The 18,313-nt window shown below is 71.1% G+C and carries 20 protein-coding genes; 4 read left to right on the top strand and 16 right to left on the bottom strand.

The window, feature by feature from the left end; all coding sequences use genetic code 11:
* Nucleotides 1-409: 409 nt before the first annotated feature.
* Genes tyrS through BN39_RS21540 form a run of 5 tightly spaced genes read right to left on the bottom strand, consistent with a single transcriptional unit; the run spans nt 410 to nt 4,040 of the window.
* Complete coding sequence (gene tyrS, locus BN39_RS21560) at nt 410-1,681, bottom strand: tyrosine--tRNA ligase (protein ID WP_019204531.1); 1,272 nt, start codon at nt 1,679-1,681, stop codon at nt 410-412.
* 24 nt (nt 1,682-1,705) lie between these two features.
* Complete coding sequence (locus tag BN39_RS21555) at nt 1,706-2,287, bottom strand: DNA-3-methyladenine glycosylase (protein ID WP_019204530.1); 582 nt, start codon at nt 2,285-2,287, stop codon at nt 1,706-1,708.
* Entirely contained in the window at nt 2,256-2,462 is a 207-nt protein-coding gene (locus BN39_RS21550; RefSeq protein ID WP_019204529.1) for a Trm112 family protein, read from the bottom strand. Before BN39_RS21550 ends, BN39_RS21555 begins: the two co-directional genes overlap by 32 nt.
* A gap of 13 nt (nt 2,463-2,475) precedes the next feature.
* Entirely contained in the window at nt 2,476-3,549 is a 1,074-nt protein-coding gene (locus BN39_RS21545; RefSeq protein ID WP_019204528.1) for an NAD(P)-dependent alcohol dehydrogenase, read from the bottom strand.
* The gene (locus BN39_RS21540; RefSeq protein ID WP_019204527.1) at nt 3,546-4,040 is read right to left on the bottom strand and encodes a DUF4334 domain-containing protein; all 495 of its coding nucleotides are present in this window, start codon (nt 4,038-4,040) and stop codon (nt 3,546-3,548) included. The genes BN39_RS21545 and BN39_RS21540 overlap by 4 nt, the downstream gene beginning before the upstream one ends.
* 221 nt (nt 4,041-4,261) lie before the next feature.
* Between BN39_RS21540 and BN39_RS21535 the strand changes: the two genes are divergently transcribed.
* From BN39_RS21535 to BN39_RS21525, 3 genes are read left to right on the top strand one after another with little or no spacing between them, the layout of a single operon-like run.
* On the top strand, nt 4,262-4,993 hold the full coding sequence (locus BN39_RS21535; protein WP_019204526.1) for an ABC transporter ATP-binding protein: 732 nt from the start codon (nt 4,262-4,264) through the stop codon (nt 4,991-4,993).
* A complete protein-coding gene (locus tag BN39_RS21530) occupies nt 4,990-5,751 on the top strand; it encodes an ABC transporter permease (RefSeq protein WP_019204525.1) in 762 nt (253 codons plus the stop codon). Before BN39_RS21535 ends, BN39_RS21530 begins: the two co-directional genes overlap by 4 nt.
* A complete protein-coding gene (locus BN39_RS21525; protein WP_019204524.1) occupies nt 5,748-6,359 on the top strand; it encodes a TetR family transcriptional regulator in 612 nt (203 codons plus the stop codon). Before BN39_RS21530 ends, BN39_RS21525 begins: the two co-directional genes overlap by 4 nt.
* Before the next feature lie 70 nt (nt 6,360-6,429).
* On the opposite strand, the gene argH is transcribed toward BN39_RS21525, so the two are convergent.
* From argH to argC, 8 genes are read right to left on the bottom strand one after another with little or no spacing between them, the layout of a single operon-like run.
* Nucleotides 6,430-7,890: an argininosuccinate lyase gene (gene argH, locus BN39_RS21520; protein WP_019204523.1), complete on the bottom strand. Its 1,461-nt coding sequence runs from the start codon at nt 7,888-7,890 to the stop codon at nt 6,430-6,432.
* A gap of 8 nt (nt 7,891-7,898) precedes the next feature.
* On the bottom strand, nt 7,899-9,320 hold the full coding sequence (gene argG / locus BN39_RS21515; RefSeq protein WP_019204522.1) for an argininosuccinate synthase: 1,422 nt from the start codon (nt 9,318-9,320) through the stop codon (nt 7,899-7,901).
* A 36-nt stretch (nt 9,321-9,356) separates the two neighbouring features.
* Nucleotides 9,357-9,842: an arginine repressor gene (locus BN39_RS21510; protein WP_019204521.1), complete on the bottom strand. Its 486-nt coding sequence runs from the start codon at nt 9,840-9,842 to the stop codon at nt 9,357-9,359.
* A gap of 13 nt (nt 9,843-9,855) precedes the next feature.
* Nucleotides 9,856-10,794 carry an ornithine carbamoyltransferase gene (gene argF / locus BN39_RS21505; protein ID WP_019204520.1) on the bottom strand — a complete coding sequence of 313 codons (939 nt, stop codon included), beginning with the start codon at nt 10,792-10,794 and terminating at the stop codon, nt 9,856-9,858.
* Nucleotides 10,791-11,972 (bottom strand): acetylornithine transaminase, encoded by a 1,182-nt coding sequence (locus BN39_RS21500; protein ID WP_040768815.1) that lies wholly within the window; start codon nt 11,970-11,972, stop codon nt 10,791-10,793. Before BN39_RS21500 ends, argF begins: the two co-directional genes overlap by 4 nt.
* Before the next feature lie 5 nt (nt 11,973-11,977).
* Entirely contained in the window at nt 11,978-12,883 is a 906-nt protein-coding gene (argB, locus tag BN39_RS21495; RefSeq protein WP_019204518.1) for an acetylglutamate kinase, read from the bottom strand.
* Entirely contained in the window at nt 12,880-14,109 is a 1,230-nt protein-coding gene (argJ, locus tag BN39_RS21490) for a bifunctional glutamate N-acetyltransferase/amino-acid acetyltransferase ArgJ (RefSeq protein ID WP_019204517.1), read from the bottom strand. The genes argB and argJ overlap by 4 nt, the downstream gene beginning before the upstream one ends.
* On the bottom strand, nt 14,106-15,140 hold the full coding sequence (gene argC, locus BN39_RS21485) for an N-acetyl-gamma-glutamyl-phosphate reductase (protein ID WP_081586226.1): 1,035 nt from the start codon (nt 15,138-15,140) through the stop codon (nt 14,106-14,108). Before argC ends, argJ begins: the two co-directional genes overlap by 4 nt.
* A gap of 138 nt (nt 15,141-15,278) precedes the next feature.
* On the opposite strand from argC, the gene BN39_RS21480 reads away from it, so the two are divergent.
* Entirely contained in the window at nt 15,279-15,494 is a 216-nt protein-coding gene (locus BN39_RS21480; RefSeq protein WP_019204515.1) for a hypothetical protein, read from the top strand.
* Nucleotides 15,495-15,599: 105 nt separating this feature from the next.
* Here the strand turns inward: BN39_RS21480 and BN39_RS21475 are convergent, their stop codons facing one another.
* Genes BN39_RS21475 through BN39_RS21465 form a run of 3 tightly spaced genes read right to left on the bottom strand, consistent with a single transcriptional unit; the run spans nt 15,600 to nt 18,307 of the window.
* The gene (locus tag BN39_RS21475; RefSeq protein WP_040769120.1) at nt 15,600-16,259 is read right to left on the bottom strand and encodes a PIG-L deacetylase family protein; all 660 of its coding nucleotides are present in this window, start codon (nt 16,257-16,259) and stop codon (nt 15,600-15,602) included.
* A gap of 27 nt (nt 16,260-16,286) precedes the next feature.
* The gene (locus BN39_RS21470) at nt 16,287-17,480 is read right to left on the bottom strand and encodes a helix-turn-helix domain-containing protein (protein WP_019204513.1); all 1,194 of its coding nucleotides are present in this window, start codon (nt 17,478-17,480) and stop codon (nt 16,287-16,289) included.
* A 56-nt stretch (nt 17,481-17,536) separates the two neighbouring features.
* Entirely contained in the window at nt 17,537-18,307 is a 771-nt protein-coding gene (locus BN39_RS21465; RefSeq protein ID WP_040768814.1) for an acetoin reductase, read from the bottom strand.
* Nucleotides 18,308-18,313 lie beyond the last annotated feature (6 nt).

Raw genomic sequence — 18,313 nt, 5'->3', positions numbered from 1 at the left:
GACCACTCCATCTGGAGTGATCCGCACCTTCGCAGGCTGTCCAGGCTACATCTTCGCGTTCCGCTTGTCAAAGCGACTCGCTCGGAGCAACCGTTCTAACTTAGATCGGAAGTGGTCTCGGTGTCAAACCGGGGCCGGCTCCTCGATCGAAGCCATGTCTGCGATTTCCCCGTCCTGACCTGGGCTTTTCGGCCCCGTCCTGGTCCGTGTCTCGCTGACTTCGAATAAGTTACGCACCGTGGAACGGAGAATCAAATCCGCAGGTCAGGCCGTAACGTGGTGTTCATCTGCGCAGGTCAGGATGCTCCGAGACGCTGAGTGGCGGGAAATCCCATCGATGTGATCCGCAGCACAAAGGCCGGTCCGAACAGAGCGTCGGACCGGCCTCAGTGGTCATGACCAGCAGGAATCAGGTGAAACGGGCTCCCGCAAAGGACTTCTTGCCACGACGGAGCACCAACCAGCGCCCGTGGAGGAGGTCCGCGGCGGCGGGTTCCCATTCCTCGGACTCGATCTTCGCGTTGTTCGCGTACGCGCCGCCCTCCTTGACGGCACGACGTGCGGCCCCCTTGGACTCGGTGAGTCCCGAACCGACGAGCAGATCGACGATGGTGCGGGGATCGCCCTCCCCCACCTCCACCACGGATGCCTCCTCGAGCGCGGCGGCGAGCGTCGATTCCGGGAGGTCGCCCAGCTCGCCCCTGCCGAACAGCGCCTGCGACGCGAGTTCCGCGGCGCGGGTGTGCTCGGTGCCGTGCACCAGCGTGGTCATCTCCGCCGCGAGCCGCTTCTGCGCGGTGCGCTTCTGCGGCGCCTCCGCCGTCTCCCGCTCCAGCTCCGCGATCTCGTCGCGGGTGAGGAAGGTGAACCAGCGCAGGTAGCGGATCACGTCGGCGTCCGCGGTGTTCACGAAGTACTGGTACCAGGCGTACGGCGTGGTCATCTCCGGGTCGAGCCAGAGGGAGCCGCCGCCCGTCGACTTGCCGAACTTCTTCCCGTCGGACGAGGTGACCAGCTGCGTCGTCAAGGCGTGCACGTGCCTACCGTCGATCTTCCGGTTGAGGTCCACGCCCGAGACGATGTTGCCCCACTGGTCGGAACCGCCGATCTGCAGCTCGCACTCGTACCGGCGCGACAGCTCCACGTAGTCGTACGCCTGCAGCAGCATGTAGCTGAACTCGGTGTAGCTGATCCCGTCGGTGTCGAGCCGGCGCTTCACCGTGTCCCGCGCAAGCATCACGTTGATGGAGAAGTGCTTGCCCACGTCGCGCAGGAAGGTGGGCACGTTCATCTTCCCGTGCCAGTCCAGGTTGTTGACCAGGATCGCGCCGTTGTCCGCCGCGTCGAAGTCCACGAAGCGACGCAGCTGCCCGTCGATGCGCGACGCCCACTCAGCGACGGTGTCCACCGAGTTCAGGACGCGTTCGCCCACATCGCGCGGGTCGCCGACCTGGCCCGTCGCACCTCCACCCAGGAGGATCGGCCGATGGCCGAACTCCTGGAACCGGCGCAGCGTCAGCAACTGCACCAGGTGGCCGGCGTGTAGGGAGGCGGCCGTGGGATCGAAGCCCGCATAGAGGGTGAGGCTTCCCTTCTCGAGCCGCTCCCGCAGGGCGGAGAGGTCGGTGGACTGCGCGATCAGGCCGCGCCAGGACAGTTCGTCGAGAATGTCAGCACTCACCCCACCATTGTGACGTAGCGCCCGTCACCGGCTGACCGAAGGATGCCCCGCCAACCACAGCCGCCACGGCGATTCGACGCCCTTGCTGATCCCGATCCGCGGACCGGAGGCCACCGGGCCCCGTCGGGCGGCCACCTCCAGGCGAATCGCGGATGCGGGTTCCAGAAGGTCGGTCCCCTTGTCCGCCAAGGTGATCCCCATCGCCTGTCCCAGACGGCCGGGACCGGCCGCGAGCCGGGCATCGGGGTCGCGCACACCACGACGCTCCCGTACCAGGTCGACTCCGTCGACGATCTCCGCCGCACGCATGAGCACCCCGCTCCCCGTGCCATCGGGGCCGGCCGTGACGTTGATGCACAGGTGGATGCCGTACGACAGGTACACGTACAGATGCCCGGGCGGACCGAACATGACCTCGTTGCGCGGGGTCGGCCCCGGGTAGGTGTGTGCGGCCGGATCGGGCCAGGGCCCGCCCTCCGGCGAGCCGTAGGCCTCCACCTCGACGATCCGCGCCCGGACGCCGCCGGCCACCAGGGTCGAACCGAGCACCAGCTGCGCAGCGCGCAGCGGGTGCTCAGCCAGCCGCGCGCGCCAGGATGGCGTCATGCTCCTCGGGCGCCACGTCGCGGGCCTCGCTGATCAGCAGCACGGGCAGACCGTCCTCGATCGGGTACGCCCGGCGCAGGCGGGGGTTGTAGAACAGCTCGTCGGGCACGTACACCAGCGGTCCCTTGTCCTGCGGGCAGGCGAGGATCTTCAGCAGCGTCGCGTCGATGGCCATTCCGACATGCTACCTACGCGCCCGGCAGCCACACCGGTTTGACCACCGCCCCCTCCTTCGCCGCGGCCCACGCCTCGTCGAAATCGGTGAAGGAGGCGACGATCCGGTCCACCGGGAGCCTGCCCTCGCGCACCGCCCGCGCCAACTCGGGCAGGAACTCCGACGGTTCCGAATCGCCCTCGATGACGCCGACCACACGCAGCCCCCGCGTCATGATCAGCATGACCGGCAACTCGGCGGCCGCGGCACCGAGGCCGACCACCGCGAGCGCCCCGCGTGGACGCAGGGCGAGAACCGCCTGAGTCAGGACGTCCGGTCGCGCCGTGGTGTCCACCGCGGCGTGCGCGCCGCCGCCCGTCGCCTCGATCACCTGTTGCGCGGCCTGCGAGCCCGCCTCGACCGCGTGCGTCGCACCGAGCGAGAGCGCCAGTTCGCGACGGTCCGCCCGCGGGTCCACGGCGACGACCGTCTCCGCCCCGGCGAGCTTCGCCCCCATCACCGCGGCGAGCCCCACGGCGCCGGTTCCGAACACGACGACGGACTGCCCGGGCTGGACGGCCAGCGCCCTGGTCACGGTGCCGACCCCGGTCTGGACGCTGCAGCCGAGCGGCGCCGCGACGTCGAAGGGGAGGTCGCCGATCGGGATCACGTTCCGGTCGGTGGCGAGCGCGAGGCCCGCGAAGCTGGACTGGCCGAAGAACCCGCCGGTCACCGGCGTCTCCCCCGCCCGGATACCCGGCGTCCCCAGGTAATTCCGCACGATCGCCTGCTCGCAGTAGCCCGGCGTCCCGCCGGCGCAGAACTCGCAGGTGCCGCAGCTGTCGAAGGTGAGGCACACCCGGTCGCCGACGGCGAGCCCCGTCGCATCGGGGCCGAGCGCCTCGACGACCCCGGCGCCCTCGTGCCCGAGGATCACGGGGAGGCCCTGTTCGGGCCATTGCGCGGCGAGGGTGAGATCGGTGTGGCAGACCCCGACCGCGGCGATCCGCACGAGCACCTGATGGCCGGTCGGGTCCGGGATATCGACGTCGAGGGGCGAGGGTGCGGCGCCCTGCTCCGCGACCACGTGGGCGACGGTGCGGTTCACCGGTCCGCCTCCAGGCAGCCGCCGGACGCGGCGGGCCCGTCGTCTCGCTCCAGATAGAAGTAGAAGTACGGGGCGCGCAGCTTCTTCCCCGTCATGATCCCCATGACGGTGTCGTCGTCCACCTTGACGAAGTGGTCGATCACCGGCTGGCCGTCGTAGATCATCGAGGCCGTCACGCGCCCCTCGAACTCCACGTCGCGCAGGCTCGCCTCGCCCTTGCCCAGATCGACGTTGGAGTACTTGCGCCCCTCCTCATCGAGGCAGACGAGCGGCTGCACGTCGTTCGCGGAGCGGAAGCTCTTGCCGTACCAGCGCGCCCTGCCGAGCGCCCCGTCCATCGGATGCCCGGACCGCAGCTCCCCGCCGCGCCAGTCGCCGAGGAGGAAGTCGATGGTCACGGGCTCGAGCCGGGCGAACAGCGCGGCCAGTTCGGCGGGGGCGGATTCGCGGGGCGCGTCGATGAGATCGCGCACGGTACGTTCAGCGGTCATCCCTCGATGTTATCCAGGATTCTCCGGCGCGCGACCGGAAACGAGAACACGTTCAGGAGCTGAACGAGGTCGCGCCGTCGCCGATCCACTCCCACATCGGCACAGCGCCGCCGAGCCCCGCACCGTCGACGCCCGGCGCCGGGGCTTGACGTCGGACGCCCGCCGGGCGCACAATTCATCATGTAATGAATTCATCGCTCAGTGAATTTCAGGAGACGCCCATGACCAGCGCCATCACCCTGGACGAGCTCACCGTCGTGCGGTCGGGCAACACGGTGCTCGACCACATCGACGCCGAGATCCCGGCCGGCGAGATCACCGGCCTGTTGGGGCCGTCCGGTTGCGGAAAGACCACGCTGATGCGCGTGATCGTCGGCGCGCAGAGGATCACCGGCGGCACCGCGACGGTCCTCGGCAGCCCGGCCGGTTCCGCGGCACTGCGCTCCCGCGTCGGGTACGTGACACAATCCCCCGCCGTCTACGGCGACCTCACCGTGGAGCAGAACGTCGCCTACTTCGCCGCGCTCTACCCCGACCGCCGTGCGACCGCGAGGACCGACGTCGCCGACGCCGTGGCCGCCGTGGGCCTGGGACCGTTCACCGACCGGCGGGCGGACGCCCTCTCGGGAGGGCAGCGCTCCCGGGTCAGCATCGCCTGCGCCCTGGTGGCGCACCCCGAACTGCTCATCCTCGACGAGCCCACCGTCGGCCTCGATCCACTCCTGAGAGCCGAACTGTGGGAACGCTTCTCCGCGATGGCGGCGAGCGGCACCACCCTGGTGGTGTCGAGCCACGTGATGGACGAGGCGGCCCACTGCGCGCAGCTCATCCTGTTGCGCGAGGGCCGGCTCATCGAGGAACTCACCCCCGCGCAACTCACCGAGCGCACCGGGGCCCCCACCCTCGACGACGCGTTCCTCGCGCTCGTCCGCAAGCAGGAGGAAGCGGCATGACCTCGGCGATCCTCAATCCCACCATCACCGGCGCCACCGCCGTCCGCGTGCTCCGGCAACTCAAGGCCGATCCCCGGACGATCGCGATGATCGTCGTGGTCCCCACGCTGCTGCTCACCCTCCTGTACTTCCTGTACCGCGATTCACCCGGCGGCGCACTGCTGTTCGACCGCGTGGCACTCGTGCTCCTCGGCGTCCTGCCGTTCGCTCTGATGTTCATCGTCACCTCGATCGCGATGCAACGCGAGCGGGTCTCGGGCACGCTCGAGCGATTGCTCACCACCCCCCTCGCCAAAGCCGACCTGCTGCTCGGCTACGCCGCGGCGTTCTCCGTGGCCGCCACCGCCCAAGCCGCGATCGCGACCACGGTGGCCGCCTACCTGCTGGGCATGACCACGGCCGGCAGCGTGTGGCTCGTGGTTCTCATCGCGGTGGTCGACGCCTGGCTCGGTGTGGCACTCGGCCTGCTGTGCAGCGCGTTCGCACGCACGGAGTTCCAGGCCGTGCAGTTCATGCCGGTGGTCGTGGTGCCCCAGATCTTCCTGTGCGGCCTCCTCGTCCCGCGCGAGCAGATGCCCGGGTGGCTCGAGGCGATCTCCGACGTGATGCCGATGACCTACGCGGTCAAGGCACTCCAGGAGGTCGGCGCGCACGCCGCACCGACCTCCACCATGTGGGTCTCGCTCTCGGTGGTCGCGGCGTTCGCCGTCGCCGGACTCGGTCTCGCCGCGGCGACGCTGCCCCGTCGGGTCGCGTGAGCGTCCGCCGGACGGGGCGCCGGAGCGGCAGTCCGGACACCCGCGCCGAGATCCTCGCCGCCGCGCGCGCCCGATTCGCGCGCGGCGGCCTCTCCGGCACGACGGTCCGCGCGATCGCCGACGAGGCGGGGGTCGATCCCGCCCTGGTGCACCACTACTTCGGGACCAAACAGCAGCTGTACCTGGCGGCGCTGGCGATCCCCGTCGATCCCGAAGTGGTACGGGAGCCGCTCCGCGAGGCACGTCTCGAGGACACCGCCCGCGCGCTGCTCACGGCGCTGCTGACCATGTGGGACGGCCCGATGCAGGACGCGGGCCTCGCGCTGGTCCGCACCCACCTCGGCGGCGACGGTGACCCCGCGCTCGTGCGCCATTTCCTTCTGGAGATCGCGCTCCCCGAGCTCATCGAACGCATGGACGCGCGGACGGGCGACGGGCTGCTGCGCGCGAATCTGATGGTGGCGCAGGTGTTCGGGCTCATCGTCGCCCGCTACGTGATGCGCTTCGAGCCGCTCGCCTCGCTCCCCACCGACGCCGCCGTCGCTCTCGCCGCGCCCCCGCTGCAGTCCGTCATCACCGGCCCCCTGCCCACCCCCGCAACCGATTGAACACCGCTACGCCGAGCGCTCGCCCAGGTCGGCGGCAGCGTCACGGTGTTCACTTCGGCGAGGACGGCGGTCAGGCGCCGGGGGCGGCCTCCGCCCAGGTGCGGAGCGGAGCGGTGGCCGCGGTGACGGTCTCCAGCTGTCGGGCGACGGCCGACGGGGCCGTCCCGCCGCGCGCGCTGCGCGAGGCGACGGAACCGCGCACCGTCAGGACCTCACGGACCGCGGGGGTGAGCGCCGGGTGCACCGCGGCGAACTCCTCGTCGGTGAGCCCGTCCAGGCCCGTGCCGCGTGATTCCGCGGCACGCACGCACTCCCCCGCCGCCTCGTGCGCGATCCGGAACGGGACGCCCTGGCGCACCATCCATTCCGCGACGTCCGTGGCCAGGGTGAAGCCGGCCGGAGCGAGCTCCACCATGCGCTCTGGATGGAAGGTGAGGGTGGCGGTGAGCCCGGCGACGGCCGGCAGCAGCAGTCGCAGCTGCTCCACCGAGTCGAAGACCGGCTCCTTGTCCTCCTGCAGGTCGCGGTTGTACGCGAGCGGCTGCGCCTTGAGCGTCGACAGCAGGCCGGAGACGTTGCCGATGAGCCGGCCGGCCTTGCCGCGGGACAGCTCGGCGACGTCCGGGTTCTTCTTCTGCGGCATGATCGAGCTACCCGTGGACCACGCGTCGGCGAGTGTCACGTAGCCGAACTCGGCGGTGCTCCACAGGATCACGTCCTCGGACCAGCGCGAGAGGTCGACGGCGATCTGCGCGAACACGTACGCCGCCTCCGCCGCGAAGTCACGGGACGCGGTGGCGTCGAGGCTGTTGTCCGCCGCGGAGTGGAAGCCGAGGTCGGCGGCGATCGCGTCCGGGTCCAGGCCGAGGGAGGAGCCGGCGAGCGCGCCGGAACCGTACGGGGACACGGCGATCCGCTTATCCAGGTCCTGCAGCCGCTGCACATCGCGCAGCAGCGGGTGCGTGTACGCGAGCAGGTGGTGCGAGAGCAGGATCGGCTGCGCGGCCTGCAGGTGCGTCTTGCCCGGCAGGATCGTCTCGGGGTTGGCCTCCGCCTGGGCGACGAACGCGTCCACCACGTCGAGCACGCCGACCGCCACGAGCCGCACCGCGTCGCGCAGCCACATCCGGAACAGCGTGGCCACCTGGTCGTTCCGCGAACGCCCGGCGCGGAGCCGGCCGCCGACCTCGGGGCCCGCGCGTTCGATCAGGCCCCGCTCCAGGGCCCCGTGCACGTCCTCGTCGGTCTCCGCCGGCTGGAACGCGCCGGACGCCACATCGGCACCGAGCTGTTCGAGCGCGGCGATCATCGACGCCAGGTCCTCATCGGACAACAGGCCCGCCCGGTTGAGCACGCGGGCGTGGGCCTGCGAGGCGCGCACGTCGTACGGCGCCAGCGCCCAATCGAAGTGCGTGGACTTGCTCAGCGCGGCCATCGCCTCGGCGGGGCCGGACGCGAACCGTCCGCCCCACAGGCTGCCCTCGTTGGTGCCGTGCTTATCGGACGGCTGATCCGCAGGCTTGTCGCTCACCGTGTCTCCTAGTCGGTGCCGAGGTCGAACGCTGCGTGGTTGCCCACCTCGTCGAAGTTCGACGGGGTCCGCTCGCCGCCCGCCACGATGGCGTCGGCACCGCCCTGCTCGAGTTCGCCCACCAGCGCGGCGGTCTCGCCCGCGACGATGCCCTGGGTGGCGTACTGCTCGAGCCGCGACCGCGAGTCCGCGATGTCGAGGTTGCGCATGGTCAGCTGGCCGATCCGCTCGTCGGGGCCGAAGGCGGCGTCGCCGACGCGCTCCATCGACAGCTTCTCGGGGTGGTACGAGAGGGTGGGGCCTGTGGTGTCGAGGATCGAGTAGTCGTCGCCGCGGCGCAGGCGCAGCGTGACGGAGCCGGTGACCGCGGACGCGACCCAGCGCACGATCGCCTCGCGCTGCATGAGCGACTGCGGGTCCAGCCAGCGGCCCTCGTACATCAGGCGGCCCAGGCGGCGGCCCTCGTTGTGGTACGTGGCGATGGTGTCCTCGTTGTGGATCGCGTTCACCAGGCGCTCGTAGGTGGCGTGCAGCAGCGCCATGCCGGGCGCCTCGTAGATGCCCCGCGATTTGGCCTCGATGATGCGGTTCTCGATCTGGTCCGAGATGCCCAGCCCGTGCCGGCCGCCGATCCGGTTGGCCTCGCGGACGAGCTCCACCTGATCGGTGTACTCGACGCCGTTGATGGCCACCGGGACGCCCGCCTCGAAGGTGACGGTCACGTCCTCCGCCGGGATGGCCACGGACTCGTCCCACGGCGCGACGCCCATGATGGGCTCGACGATCTCGACGCCGGTGTTGAGGTACTCCAGGTCCTTGGCCTCGTGGGTCGCGCCCCAGATGTTCGCGTCGGTCGAGTAGGCCTTCTCGGTGGAGTCGCGGTACGGGAAGCCGTGCGCGACGAGCCACTCGCTCATCTCCTTGCGGCCGCCGAGCTCCTTGACGAACTGCGCGTCGAGCCACGGCTTGTAGATCCGCAGCGCGGGGTTGGCCATGAGGCCGTAGCGGTAGAACCGCTCGATGTCGTTGCCCTTGTAGGTGGAGCCGTCGCCCCAGATGTCGACGCCGTCCTCCTTCATGGCGCGCACCAGCATGGTGCCCGTCACGACGCGGCCGATCGGGGTGGTGTTGAAGTAGGTCTTTCCGCCCGAGCGGATGTGGAAGGCGCCGGTCTGCAGGGCGGCGATGCCCTCCTGCACCAGCAGCGGCTGCACGTCCACCAGGCGCGCGATCTCGGCGCCGTACTCCTTCGCGCGATCGGGGACCGCGTCGATGTCCGGCTCGTCCGGCTGGCCGATGTTGGCCGTGTACGTGCAGGGGACGGCCCCCTTTTCGCGCATCCAGGCGACGGCCACGGAGGTGTCGAGGCCGCCGGAGAAGGCGATGCCGACGCGTTCGCCGACGGGCAGGGCGGAGAGAACCTTAGACATGGTTGTAGAGCCTATCTGGTGAGAGTCGGTGCATTGCTATGCCAGCGCCACCAGGCGCTCGGCGAGGTCCTTGCCGGTCAGGGGCTCGCGGGCGATGACGAGCACGGTGTCGTCGCCCGCGACGGTGCCGACCACCTCCGGCAGCGACGAGCGGTCGAGCGCGCTGGCGAGGAAGTTGGCCGCACCCGGCGGGGTGCGCAGCACGCAGATGTTGCCGCTGTGGTCGGTGGAGACGAGCAGTTCGCCGAGCAGCCGGGAGAGCCGCTCGGTGCCGCCGGAGACGCCGCGTACCGGCGAACCGTCCTCGGGCACCACGTACACTCCCGTGCCGCCGTCGGCGCCACGCAGCTTCACCGCGCCGAGCTCGTCCAGGTCGCGCGAGATCGTCGCCTGGGTCGCCTCGTACCCGCCGCGGACGAGCAGCGCCTGCAACTCGGCCTGGCTACGCACCTGATGGTTGGCGAGGATCTCGACGACGGCCGCCTGGCGGCCGGCGCGGGTGGCGAGCGGCTGATCGGTCATGGTTCCTCCCGGGTCACGACCGCTCCAGCAGCCAGGCCAGGAGCGCCTTCTGCGCGTGCAGCCGGTTCTCGGCCTCGTCGAACACCGCCGACTGCGGCCCGTCGATCACCTCGTCGGTGATCTCGTCGCCACGATGGGCGGGCAGGCAGTGCAGGACGATCGCGTCGGGATCGGCGTGCGCGAGCAGTTCCGCGTTGATCTGGTAGGGCCGGAACGGCGCGTTGCGGTCGACGCCGTCGTCCTCCTGCCCCATCGACACCCAGGTGTCGGTGACCACCACGTCCACGCCGGCCACGGCGAGCACGGGGTCCGAGATCACGCTGACCTCGGCGCCGGTCTCCCTCCCCCGGGCCCGGGCCGCCTCCACGAACCGCTCGTCGGGTTCGAAGCCCGACGGTGCGCTGATGGTCACGTCCATCCCGGCGGTCACGCCGCCGAGCATGTAGCTGTGCGCCATGTTGTTCGCGCCGTCGCCGAGGTAGGTGAGCTTGAGACCGGCGACGGAACCAGTGCCCTCGGCCCCCTTGCGCTCGGCGATGGTCTGCAGGTCCGCGAGGATCTGGCAGGGGTGGAAATCGTCGGACAGGGCGTTAACGACGGGGACCGTCGCGTGCCGGGCCAGTTCCTCCAGGCCCTCCTGCGCGTAGGTGCGCCAGACGATGGCGTCGACGAAGCGCGACAGGACCCGGGCGGTGTCCGCGAGGGACTCGTCCCGGCCCATCTGCGTGGACTTGCTGTCCACCACGACGGGGTGGCCGCCGAGCTGCGCGATGCCCACGTCGAAGCTGAACCGGGTGCGGGTGGAGTTCTTGTCGAACAGCACCCCCACGCCCTTCGGTCCCTCCAGCGGACGGCGCGAGAAGGGCTGGGCCTTCAGCTCGGCCGCGAGCGCGAGCACCTCGCGCTGTTCGGCGGGCGACAGGTCGTCGTCGCGGAGGAAGTGGCGGGTCATGGTGTCTCCTGGGCTGAGTCGAGCAGAGGGGGCAGGGCTGAGAGGAACCGGTCCACCTGCTCGTCGGTGAGGACGAGGGGCGGGGCGAGCCGGATCACGTCGGGCTGGGCGGCGTTGATGAGGAAGCCCGCATCGCGCGCGCCCGTCTCGATCGCCTTGGCGGCGGGCCGGTTCAGCGTGATGCCGAGCAGCAGGCCCGAACCGCGCACGCCGGTCACGAGGGGATGGCCGAGACCCTCGATCGACGCGGAGATGTGCTTTCCGAGCGCGTCCGCGCGCTCCGCCAGGCCCTCGGACTCGATGACGTCGAGCACCGCGTTGGCCGCGGCCGCGGCGATCGGGTTGCCGCCGAACGTTGTTCCGTGCTGACCGGGCGTGAGCAACTCGCCTGCGGCGCCGACGGCCACCGTCGCACCGATGGGCAGGCCGCCGCCGAGCCCCTTCGCCAGGGTGAACACGTCGGGCGTCACGCCGGCCCGCTGATACGCGAACAGCGCTCCGGTGCGCGCGATTCCGGTCTGCACCTCGTCGAACACCAGCAGCGCGCCCGCGTCGGTGGCGGCGGCGCGCGCGGCGGCGAGATAGCCCTCGGGCGGGACCACGACGCCGCCCTCCCCCATGATCGGCTCGAGGAACACCGCGGCGGCGTTCTCCGCCGCCGCGCGCAGTGCGTCGACGTCCCCGTACGGCACGTGCGTCACGGACTCGACGAGGGGCTCGAACGGCTCCCGCTTGCCGGGCTGGCCCGTCAGGGACAGCGAGCCCATGGTGCGGCCGTGGAAGGCCCCGTCGGCGGCGACCATCCTCGTGCGGCCGGTGCGGCGACCGATCTTGATGGCCGCCTCGTTGGCCTCCGCGCCCGAGTTGCTGAAGAACACGCGGGTTCCGGGGACCCCGACGGCCTCGGTGAGCCGCTCCGCGAGGCGGACGACGGGCTCGCTGATGTACAGGTTGGAGACGTGCCCGAGGGTCGAGGCCTGCCGCGTGACTGCCTCGACGATCTTCGGGTGCGCGTGGCCGAGCGCGTTGACGGCGATGCCGCCGAGCAGGTCCACGTACTCCTTGCCGTCGGCGTCGGTCACGGCCGCGCCGCGACCGGACACGAGCGCGATCGGCGGCGTGCCGTAGGTGTCCATCACGGCGGCGTTCCACCGCGATTGCATCTCTTGGTTCGTCATGTCTCTCAGATCCAGGTCTTCTCAGAGGCTTTCGGCGCGGTGACCATGGTGCCGATGCCCTTGGTGGTGAACAGTTCGAGGAGCACGGAGTGCGGCACCCGCCCGTCGATGACGTGCGCGGTGGGGACGCCCCCGCGCACGGCTCGCAGGCACGCCTCCATCTTCGGCACCATTCCGGAGTCGAGGCTCGGCAGCAGGGCCGTCAGCGCGTCGGTGTCGATCTCGGAGGTGAGTGACGACCGGTCCGGCCAGTTCGTGTACAGGCCCTCGACGTCGGTGAGCACCACCAGCTTCTGCGCGCCGAGCGCCTCGGCGAGGGCCGCCGCGGCGGTGTCGGCGTTGATGTTGTGCACCACACCGTCCGCGTCCGGGGCGATCGTCGAGATCACCGGGATACGGCCCGCTGCGATGAGATCGTTCACGGCGTCGGGGCTCACGGACGTCACGTCGCCGACCAGGCCGATGTCGGTGGGCGCACCGTCGACCACGACCTCCCGGCGGGTGGCAGTGAACAGGTGCGCGTCCTCGCCCGACATGCCCACCGCGAACGGCCCGTACGAGTTGATCAGCCCGACGAGCTCGCGCCCGACCTGCCCGAACAGCACCATGCGGACCACGTCCATCACCTCGGGGGTGGTCACGCGGAAGCCGCCGCGGAACTCGCCCTCCATGCCGAGCCGCGTGAGCATGGCGTTGATCTGCGGACCGCCGCCGTGCACCACGACGGGGTGCAGGCCGCAGGTCCGCAGGAACACCATGTCCTGTGCGAAGGAGCGCTTCAACTCGTCGTCCACCATCGCGTTGCCGCCGTACTTGACCACGACCGTCTTGCCGTGGAAGTCGAGCAGCCAGGGCAGGGCTTCGGCGAGCACGCCGGCCTTGTCGAGCGGCGTGAGATCGGGTGCGGTCATGAGGAGTACGCCGAATTCTCTTCGACGTAGGCGTGCGAGAGGTCCGTCGTGCGGATCGTCGCGGTGCCGCGCCCGAGCCCGAGGTCCACGGTGACGTCGATCTCGGGGCCGGCGAGGTCCACCTCACGGGCACCCGGTACGCCGCAGCCGTTCTCGGCGATCGGCTGCCCGTTGAACGCGACGGTGAGCTTGTCGTGCACCAGCTCGATCGGCGCGATGCCGATCGCGGCCATGACGCGGCCCCAGTTGGGGTCGCTGCCGAACAGCGCGGTCTTCACCAGGCTGTCGCGGGCGATGGCGCGGGCACCGATGAGCGCGTCCTCCTCGGAAGCGGCGCCGGTCACGGTGATGAGGATCCGCTTGGTCACCCCCTCCGCGTCGCCCTGCAGCTGCGCGGCCAGGTCGTCGCAGACCTCGCGCACCGCGGCGTTGAGTTCCTCCTGGGTGCAGGACTTCTCGCTGGCGCCGCTGGAGAGGAGGAGCACCGTGTCGTTCGTGGACGTGGCGCCGTCCACGTCGAGCCGGTCGAAGGTGTACGACGTGGCGTGCCGCAGGGCCTCGTCGAGCTGCTCGGGCGTGGCGTGCACGTCGGTGGTGAGCACCACGAGCATGGTCGCGAGCGACGGCGCCATCATCCCCGCGCCCTTGGCCATACCGCCCACGTTCCACCCGCCGGAGTGGTGCAGCGCGGCCTCCTTGGGCACGGTGTCGGTGGTCATGATGGCGTGCGCCGCGTCGGTGCCGCCGGTGAGGCCGCCGCCCATCTCGTGCACGATCTCGGTGACGCCGGCCAGCAGCTTCTCCATCGGCAGCCGGTCTCCGATCAGCCCGGTGGAGCACACGGCGACCTCGCCGGCCCCCGTGTCGGTTCCCCAGTGGCTCAACGCGTCCGCGACCTTCTCGGCGGTGGCGTGCGTGTCCTGGAAGCCGCCGGGCCCGGTGCAGGCGTTGGCGCCTCCGGAGTTGAGGACCACGGCGCGCAGGTGACCGTCCTTGAGCACCTGCTCGCTCCACAGCACGGGAGCGGCCTTGACCTTGTTGCGCGTGAACACGCCGGCCGCCGCGTAGTGCGGCCCCTCGTTGAGCACGAGAGCCAGATCGGGCTTCCCCGACGCCTTGATCCCGGCCGCGATCCCCGCGGCCTTGAACCCGAGGGGCGCCGTGACGCCCTGGGTGCGAACGAGCTTGAAGGCGCTCGCCGCGCTGGACGTGTTTCCTTCGCTCACGGTGCGACTCCTACGGTGGACAGGCCCGCGGTCTCGGGCCAGCCGAGCGCGAGGTTCATGGACTGGACTGCGGCACCGCCGGTGCCCTTGGCGAGGTTGTCGATCGCGGCGGTGGCCACGAGCCGGCCTGCCCGCTCGTCGACGGCCACCTGGACGTGTACGGCGTTGCTGCCGATCACCGAGGAGGTCTGCGGCTGCACCCCCGCGGGCAGCAGGTGCACGAACGGCTCGTCGGCGTAGGCCTTCTCGTACACCTCCCTCGCCTGCTCGGCCGTCGCGCTGGTGGGCGCGGAGACGGTGGCGAGGATGCCCCGGGCCATGGGGACCAGGATCGGGGTGAACGAGACGGCGACGGGGGCGTTCGCCACGCCGGACAGGTTCTGCGAGATCTCGGGGGTGTGCCGGTGGGTGGTCACGCCGTAGGCCCGCGCGGAGCCGAGCACCTCGGAGGCGAGCAGGTCCACGCGCGTCGACCGGCCGGCGCCCGACGAGCCGCTGACGGCGACGACGGTGATCTCGGGAGAGACGATCGACGCGGCGACGGCGGGCAGGAAGGCGAGGGTCGACACCGTCGGATAGCAGCCCGGGACGGCGATCCGGGAGGCACCGGCGAGCACCTCGCGGTTGCCCGGGAGCTCGGGCAGGCCGTAGGGCCAGGTGCCCGCGTGCTCGCTGCCGTAGAACGCCTCCCAATCCCCCGCGTCCTTGAGCCGGTAGTCGGCGCCGCAGTCGATGATGAGCGTCGACGGGGGCAGCGCCTCCGCGATCTCGGCCGACTTGCCGTGGGGCAGGCCGAGGAACACCACGTCATGGCCGCGCAGCGTGTCGGGGGTCGTCTCCTCGAGCACGCGATCGGCGAGCGGGAGCAGGTGCGGGTGGTGCTCGAACAGCGTGCTGCCGGCGTTGCCGCCGGCGGTGAGCGCACCGATGGTGAGCTCACCGGTCTCGTACTTCGGGTGGCCGAGCAGCAGCCGCAGGATCTCTCCCCCGGCGTATCCGCTCGCGCCCGCGATGGCCACGGAAACAGTCATGCAATGATTATGCACGACCATGCAATCCTATTCACACGGGTGGTCGGGATCCCACAGGTTTCCCCCAGCCCCGGGTCAGGAGCGGTCGGCACCCTCAAAAGGAGTAACGAACCGACGGACCGACCCGAAAGACCTCATATGCACAGCGACACCTCCAACGCCATGACCCAGCCGCTCTCGCTGGCCACGCGCCGTGAGCGCGGCATCCGCGGCACCGTCAACCGCATGCTCGACACCGTCGCGCCCCGCGTCGAGAACCGGGCGATGCTGGTGAAGATGGGCAACGGACGCCCGAGCCTGGTGGGCGACCACCGCCGCGGCAACCACATCACCCAGGCCTTCCACCTGGGCTGACGCCACCGCCCGGACCCACTCGCTCCGCCGCACCGCAGACGCACCCGCGCGCGCCGATCGTCCTCCCGGCCGGCCCGCGCCACGGCCTGAGCACGCCCATGGGCTCTAGCCCAGCGGCTGGAAGCCCACGGCGTGGCGGAACTCGCCGCGCGGCCCGGTGGCCGACGCCACCTGCGCCCGCGACTGCTCGATGACCGGGGTCTGCGGGTCCAGAACAGACAGATACTGGCGGTGCTCCGCCAGCGATTCCACGGCGCGTTCGACGTACCCGCTCACGTCCACGATGAGCGTCGGGTACGGCGATGTCTGGAACGCGCGGAGGTCGCGGTCCGCGACCACCTGGGCCACGGCGCGGGTGAACTCCATGTGATCGCTCTGGTTCGGGACGCCGTTGCCCCAGTCCGGCCCGCCCCACAGCGTGATCACCACGTCCGGGTCGTAGCGCGACAGCGATTTCGCGACCGACGTCCGCAGTTCCTCGGTGTTGCGCAGCTCGGAATCCGGGTAGCCCCAGAACCGCACCTCGTCGACCCCGACGACCGCCGCGGACCGTCGCTGCTCCTCCTCGCGCACGGGCCCCGCCGTCCCCGGGGACATGCCCGCTATGCCCGCCTCCCCGGAGGTCGCCAATCCGTAGATCACGTTCTTGCCCTGCGCGGTCCACCGTGCGACGGCGGCCGCCATGCCGTACTCCGGGTCGTCCGGATGTGCGACGAGCACGAGCGCGGTGGTCCAGTCCTCGGGGAAGATCTGCGGATCGCTCACGTCGACCACGCTAGAGGTCGGGGCGGATCAGCGCAGCAACTCGACGGACACGCCGTCCGCGAACCGATACGGCTGCGCGGCGATCAACCCGGACAGCACGCGCCGCAGCCGGGAGATCTCGGCACGGACCGTCACCACGCGCGAATCGTCGCCGAACAGGGCCTGCGCCAACTGCGCCGCAGTGTGCCCCGCACCGTCGGCGAGAACGGCGAGGATCTGCGCGTGCCGCGGCGACGGCCGGTACCGCCACGAGCCGGCCGCCCCGGCGACCACGACCTCGGCCGGCCGGGCGGGGCGCAGATCCACCGTGACCCGTGTGACAGGATCCGCCCCGGCTCCCGTGTCCGGCTGCAGCAGCCACCCGCCGGGCAGCGGATCGACGGCGCAGAGCCCGAGCTCGGGCAGCCACACGGACGGCCCGGCGAGGTCGGTGGGCAGGGTGATCCTCGTCCGTGGTGGGAGGTCGCCGACCGCCGCCACCCAGCCGTTGACGTCGACCGCGACGCCCGGCCGGCCGAGACCCGCGAGCATCGGGGCGGCCACCGATCGCAGCCGGTCGAGACCCGCGAGATGCACTTCGCGCAAACGTGATTCGGCGAGCCGCGCGACGGCCGAGACCAGCGCGAGTGTCGTCGGATGGACGGAGGCGGCGGGGCCGGACACGTCCACGACCCCGAGGATCCGGCCGGTGTGGACGTCCCGGATGGGCGCGCCGGCGCACGTCCACGCGTGGTGGCTGCGCGCGAAGTGCTCGGCGGAGAAGATCTGCACGGGCTCGCCCGAGGCGAGGGCGGTGCCGATCGCGTTGGTGCCCACCTGATCCTCGGCCCACCCGACGCCCTCGACGAATCCCAGCCGGTCGGCGTGCGAGAGGACGCGGGTCGCGCCCGAACGCCACAGCACCCGCCCCCGACGGTCCGCGATCACCAGGATGTTGTCGCCGTCGGCGGTCACCGGGGCCAGCCCCGCGGTGAGTTCCTCCAGGACCAGGGCGAGCCCGGAGTCCTGGCGACCGCGCTCGAGGTCGGCCGTCCCGATCGCGGGCCCCGGGTCGGCATCCGGCGCGAGGCCCGCAGCGAGGACCCGGTCCCACGAATCACCGATCACGCCGCGCGGGCGGGCCGGCGGGCGGGTGCCGCTCATGGTCGCGTCGTAGACCTCCGACAGCAGCCGCGCATAGCGCCGCGGGTCCTCCCCCGCCGACATCGCCGCTTCCGTCATGCGATCCTCCCTTCTCGTCCGAATTCCGTGCCGCGCAGCGCCTCGAGGCCCGGCGGTCAGCGGTAGACCAGGCCCCCGTCGATGAGCACCGCTTGGCCGGTCATGTAGTCGGAGTCCGGCCCGGCGAGGTGCGAGACGAACGCCGCGACGTCCTCGGGGGTCTGCGCCCGGCCGAGGGCGATGCCACCGACGAACTTCTCGTAGGTCTCCCCGACCGCCGCGCCGGTCAGGTCGGCGAAGCGCTGGTCGATCTCCACCCACATGTCGGTGCCGACGACGCCCGGGCAGTACGCGTTCACGGTGATCCCGTGCGTCGCGTACTCCTTCGCCGCGGCCTGCGTGAACGCCCGCACCGCGAACTTGGTGGCGCTGTACGCGCCGAGCATGGCGAACCCCTCGTGCCCGGCGATCGACGAGGCGTTGACGATCTTGCCGCGCACCCCGCGGTCGATGAACGACGCCGCGGCGGCCTGGATCCCCCACAGCACCCCGTCGACGTTGACCGAGAACAACCGCCGGAGCTCCTCCGGGGTGACATCCGAGACCGGTCCCACGAGCGCGACGCCGGCGTTGTTCACCATCACGTCGAGACCGCCCAGCTCCTCCACGCAGGAGGAGACCACACCGAACACGGCGTCGCGGTCCGACACGTCCGCGGTGAACGCCGCGGCACGACGGCCCGTCGACCGCAGCTCCTCGGCCACCGCCTCCACCCCGTCCGGCGTGAGGTCGACGAGCGCGAGGTCGAATCCGTCGGCGGCGAGCCGGCGGGCGATCCCGGCCCCGATTCCCCGTCCGGCCCCGGTCACCAGTGCGATTCCAGCCATCGTGCG

It is taken from the genome of Tsukamurella sp. 1534 (genome assembly GCF_000312385.1).
Taxonomy (GTDB): domain Bacteria; phylum Actinomycetota; class Actinomycetes; order Mycobacteriales; family Mycobacteriaceae; genus Tsukamurella.
The sequence above is the reverse complement of the archived record's forward strand: the minus strand, read 5'-3'. Positions and strand labels throughout refer to the sequence as shown.

What these genes read in the sequence shown, in the direction of transcription:
- argC (WP_081586226.1), bottom strand. Translation starts at nt 15,140, where the DNA reads ATGACTGTTTCCGTGGCCATCGCGGGCGCGAGCGGATACGCCGGGGGA.
- BN39_RS21540 (WP_019204527.1), bottom strand. Translation starts at nt 4,040, where the DNA reads ATGACCGCTGAACGTACCGTGCGCGATCTCATCGACGCGCCCCGCGAA.
- BN39_RS21555 (WP_019204530.1), bottom strand. Translation starts at nt 2,287, where the DNA reads ATGACGCCATCCTGGCGCGCGCGGCTGGCTGAGCACCCGCTGCGCGCT.
- BN39_RS21465 (WP_040768814.1), bottom strand. Translation starts at nt 18,307, where the DNA reads ATGGCTGGAATCGCACTGGTGACCGGGGCCGGACGGGGAATCGGGGCC.
- argG (WP_019204522.1), bottom strand. Translation starts at nt 9,320, where the DNA reads ATGTCTAAGGTTCTCTCCGCCCTGCCCGTCGGCGAACGCGTCGGCATC.
- BN39_RS21500 (WP_040768815.1), bottom strand. Translation starts at nt 11,972, where the DNA reads ATGACGAACCAAGAGATGCAATCGCGGTGGAACGCCGCCGTGATGGAC.
- BN39_RS21480 (WP_019204515.1), top strand. Translation starts at nt 15,279, where the DNA reads ATGCACAGCGACACCTCCAACGCCATGACCCAGCCGCTCTCGCTGGCC.
- BN39_RS21530 (WP_019204525.1), top strand. Translation starts at nt 4,990, where the DNA reads ATGACCTCGGCGATCCTCAATCCCACCATCACCGGCGCCACCGCCGTC.
- BN39_RS21510 (WP_019204521.1), bottom strand. Translation starts at nt 9,842, where the DNA reads ATGACCGATCAGCCGCTCGCCACCCGCGCCGGCCGCCAGGCGGCCGTC.
- BN39_RS21535 (WP_019204526.1), top strand. Translation starts at nt 4,262, where the DNA reads ATGACCAGCGCCATCACCCTGGACGAGCTCACCGTCGTGCGGTCGGGC.
- BN39_RS21470 (WP_019204513.1), bottom strand. Translation starts at nt 17,480, where the DNA reads ATGACGGAAGCGGCGATGTCGGCGGGGGAGGACCCGCGGCGCTATGCG.
- argB (WP_019204518.1), bottom strand. Translation starts at nt 12,883, where the DNA reads ATGACCGCACCCGATCTCACGCCGCTCGACAAGGCCGGCGTGCTCGCC.
- argF (WP_019204520.1), bottom strand. Translation starts at nt 10,794, where the DNA reads ATGACCCGCCACTTCCTCCGCGACGACGACCTGTCGCCCGCCGAACAG.
- BN39_RS21550 (WP_019204529.1), bottom strand. Translation starts at nt 2,462, where the DNA reads ATGGCCATCGACGCGACGCTGCTGAAGATCCTCGCCTGCCCGCAGGAC.